This window comes from Candidatus Methylomirabilota bacterium (assembly GCA_035315345.1).
Lineage (GTDB): Bacteria > Methylomirabilota > Methylomirabilia > Rokubacteriales > CSP1-6 > CAMLFJ01.
This window is the reverse complement of record DATFYA010000036.1, coordinates 1-3504: the sequence shown is the minus strand read 5'-3', so window position 1 is coordinate 3504 and position 3504 is coordinate 1. Positions and strand designations below refer to the sequence as shown.

General features: G+C 70.2%; 3 protein-coding genes. 1 reads left to right on the top strand and 2 read right to left on the bottom strand.

Annotated elements, in window-relative coordinates:
• Positions 1-141 precede the first annotated feature (141 nt).
• Both VKN16_04865 and VKN16_04860 read right to left on the bottom strand, forming a co-directional pair.
• Complete coding sequence (locus VKN16_04865; GenBank protein ID HME93530.1) at positions 142-987, bottom strand: branched-chain amino acid ABC transporter permease; 846 nt, start codon at positions 985-987, stop codon at positions 142-144.
• 70 nt (positions 988-1057) lie between these two features.
• Positions 1058-2317, bottom strand: coding sequence for an ABC transporter substrate-binding protein (locus tag VKN16_04860; protein ID HME93529.1), 1260 nt, complete (start codon positions 2315-2317; stop codon positions 1058-1060).
• 113 nt (positions 2318-2430) lie between these two features.
• Between VKN16_04860 and VKN16_04855 the strand changes: the two genes are divergently transcribed.
• A complete protein-coding gene (locus tag VKN16_04855; GenBank protein ID HME93528.1) occupies positions 2431-3441 on the top strand; it encodes a TIGR03560 family F420-dependent LLM class oxidoreductase in 1011 nt (336 codons plus the stop codon).
• The last annotated feature ends 63 nt before the right edge of the window (positions 3442-3504 follow it).

The window sequence follows — 3504 nt, the reverse complement described above, 5'->3', positions numbered from 1 at the left end:
CCGTGTGGCCGAGAAGGACGTCGTAGGCGAGGGCGAAGAGCCCGAAGACGAGCACCTCGGTGAGCAGGGCCAGGTAAAAGGGCGTGTAGTTCGCGTAGAGCGGCGCCGTGGCCAGCACGACCGCCGCGAGCAGGAGCGGTTTCACTCCCCTGACATCCCCTCCTCGCCGAAGAGGCCCCGAGGGCGCACGAGGAGGACGACCGCCATCGCGAGATAAATGATGACGTCGGCGAGCACGTCGTAGAGCATGCCGGTCAGGGCGAGGGTCTCGCCGATCAGGAGCCCGCCCGCCACCACCCCGAGGAAGCTGCCCATGCCGCCGACCACCGTCACGATGAAGCACTCGATGAGCACGAGGCCGCCCATCTCGGGAGCCACCGCCACCAGCGGCGCGGTGATCACGCCCGCGAACGCGGCGAGGGCGGCCCCCAGGGCGTAGGTGGTCGTCCACGTGCGCGCCACGTTGATGCCGAGCAGCTGCACCATGAGGTTGTCGCTGGTGCCCGCCCGGATCACCAGGCCGAGGTTGGTGCGGTTGAGCAGGATCCACAGCAGGGGCAGGAGCCCGGCGGTCACGGCCAGGATGAACACGCGATAGGCGTGCACGTCGAGGGCGCCCAGACGGAAGAGCGAGCCGGTGAGCGCCTCCGGAATCGCGAACGGCTTGCCGGGCCGCCCGAAGGTCATGCGCACCAGGTCCGGGATCATGATCGCGAGCCCGTAGGTCACGAGCACGCCCGCGAAGTTGGCGTTCTTGGTTCCGTAGATCCGCGAGAGCACGCCGCGCTCGACCAGCACGCCCACGAGGCCGACCGCGAGCGGCGCGGTGAGCAGGGCGAGCCAGAAGCTGCCGGTGAGCTGGATGGTGAGCCAGCCCGCGTAGGCCCCCAGCATGTAGAAGATGCCGTGGGCGAAGTTGATGATCCCCATCAGGCCGAAGACGATGGACAGGCCGAGGGCGACCAGGATCAGGATGCAGCCGTTCACCAGCCCGATGAACAGCTGGGCGTACCAGACGTCGAGCGGGAAGCCGAAGAGCGTCAGATCGAGCGCGCCGTCAGATCTGCTGGCTCAGCGGCTTCTTCGGATCGAAGCCTTCGCCCTCGCACGACTCGGACGTGGTCTCGCCGCTCACGCTCTGGACGATCTCGAAGAAGTCCCACTGGTCCTTCATCGCGACGGCTGGCTTGCCCTTGCAGAGGAACACCTCCTGCATGTTCACGTGGTCGCACGCCCGGATCTGCTCGGGGCCTTTCAGGTGCTGGAACTTTCGCCCCTCGAGCGCGCGGGTGACCTTGTCGGTCTCGAGCGACTTCACGTCGTTGGCGGTCTCGAGCAGGAGGCGCACCGTGGAGTAGGTGGACGCGGTGTAGCCGCCGGGCGCGCGCTTGCGCAGGGCCATGTGCCGGTCGTAGTAGCGCCTGGCCGCCGGGTACTTGTCCTTGAGCTGCCAGTACCACGGCATCCCCGAGTAGAAGCCGTCGTACACGCCGGCGCCCGCCGCCTCCGCGAACGTCAGCTCGGTGATCGAGTGGATCACGCGGGCCTGCTTGGCGAGCCCGAACTCCTGCACCTGCTTGGCGCACGCGACCTGGTCGGCGGCCCAGGTGGTGATGAAGACCACGTCGGCCTTGGCCGCGGCCACCTTGGGCAGGAAGGGCAGGAAGTCGCGGGTGCCGAGCGGGGCCCACGTCACGCCGGTCCAGTCCGCGCCGACCTGCTTGGCGACCAGGGAGTAGGCGCGCTCGAACATCTGCGGCCACGAGTAGTTGTTGGCGAGCATGTGCCACTTCTTGCCCATCTTCTGGGCGTCCACGAAGTGGGCGGCGGCGGCCGCGGTCTGGTACGGCGTGAGGTTGTTGCCGAACTGGTACTTGCACATCTTGCCCTTGACGGTCAGGAAGTTCTGGCCGAAGAAGCTCACGATCACGTCGTTCTTGCAGCCGACCTCCGCCATCGCGATGCCCTCGAAGCCCACGATGGCCCCGACCAGGAACGCGGCCTTCTCCACCTCGATCAGCTCGGTGGCCTTGCGCTTGGCCACCTCCGGCTTGAACTCGGAGTCGCGGATGACCGTCTCGACCTTGCGGCCCATCACGCCGCCCGCCGCGTTGACGTCCTCCACCGCGATCTGGGTGGCCGCGAGCATCTCCTGCGCCTCGAGCGCCATCGGGCCCGTCATCGGCACCACCACCCCGACCTTGATCGCCTGCTGGCCGAGGGCCTGCCGGTTGACGAAGGGGAAGCCGGAGACCGCGGTGGCGGCGCCGGCTCCCGCGATGGACTTGAGTAGGGTTCGCCGCGTGATCGCGCTCATGTTGGCTCCTCCGCTCCGAGGTGGCAGATGTGTGACGGCCTTATAACACGCACGCGGCGGCGGCGTCCACCTTCGGCGCGCCGCTGTGGTAGGCTCCGCGCGGAGATCCTCGCGTGCCCACCGACCTGCACTTCGGCCTGATCCTCGCGCTGACGATCCGAGGCCTGGCGGTGACGTCGTACGATCAGATGCGTCGCGTCGCCGCCGAGGCGGAGGCGCTCGGCTTCGACTCGATCTGGCTCTGCGACCATTTCCTGACGCTGGATCCGGGTTCCTACGTAGAGGACGCGGGCATCGCGCGGGACGGGGCGGCCGCCGCGCGGCGGCCGGAGCGGCGCTCGATGCCGCTGCTGGAGTGCTGGACCGCGCTCTCCGCGCTGGCCCGCGACACCCGCCGGCTGCGTCTCGGCACCAGCGTGCTCTGCCACTCCTACCGCTCGCCCGCGGTGCTGGCCAAGATGGCGGCCACCCTCGACGTCATCAGCGAGGGGCGCCTCGACCTGGGGCTGGGGGCGGGGTGGTTCGAGCAGGAGTACCGCGCCTACGGCATCCCGTTCCCGCGCATCGGCGAGCGCATCGATCAGCTCGCGGAGGGCGTCGAGATCATCCGGCGCATGTGGACCGAGGCGGAGCCGCGCTTCGCGGGCCGTCACTACGCGATCGACGGCGCGGCGTGCGATCCGCCGCCCGTGCAGCGGCCGCACCCGCCGATCTGGATCGGCGGCGAGGGCGACCGCCTGCACCGCCTGGCCGCGCGCGCCGCCGACGGCGTCAACGTGCGCTGGTGGGGACCCGAGCGCATCGCGGCGCGCGCGCCCTACCTGGACGCGGCGTGCCGGGAGGCCGGCCGCGATCCCGCCGCGCTCGCCCGCTCGGTCACCGCGCTGCTCATCGCCGACGGCGATGCGGGGCGCGCCGCGGCGGTGCGCGAGCGCTTCGCGGGCATTCCGGCCGAAGGGCACATCGTGGGGTCCGCGGAGGCCTGCGCGGCGCGCATCCGCGCCTACGTCGCGGCGGGAGTGCGGCACTTCCTGTTCACGATCCCGGACGTGGCCTCGGGCCCCGGGCTGGAGGAGGCAGGCCACTGGGTATTGCCGGCGGTCCGGGAGATCGCGGCGGCCTGAGCCCGCGGAAAGGACGACGCCATGGACGCGGAGGAGCGCCGACGGTATCTCGAGCCGACCCGG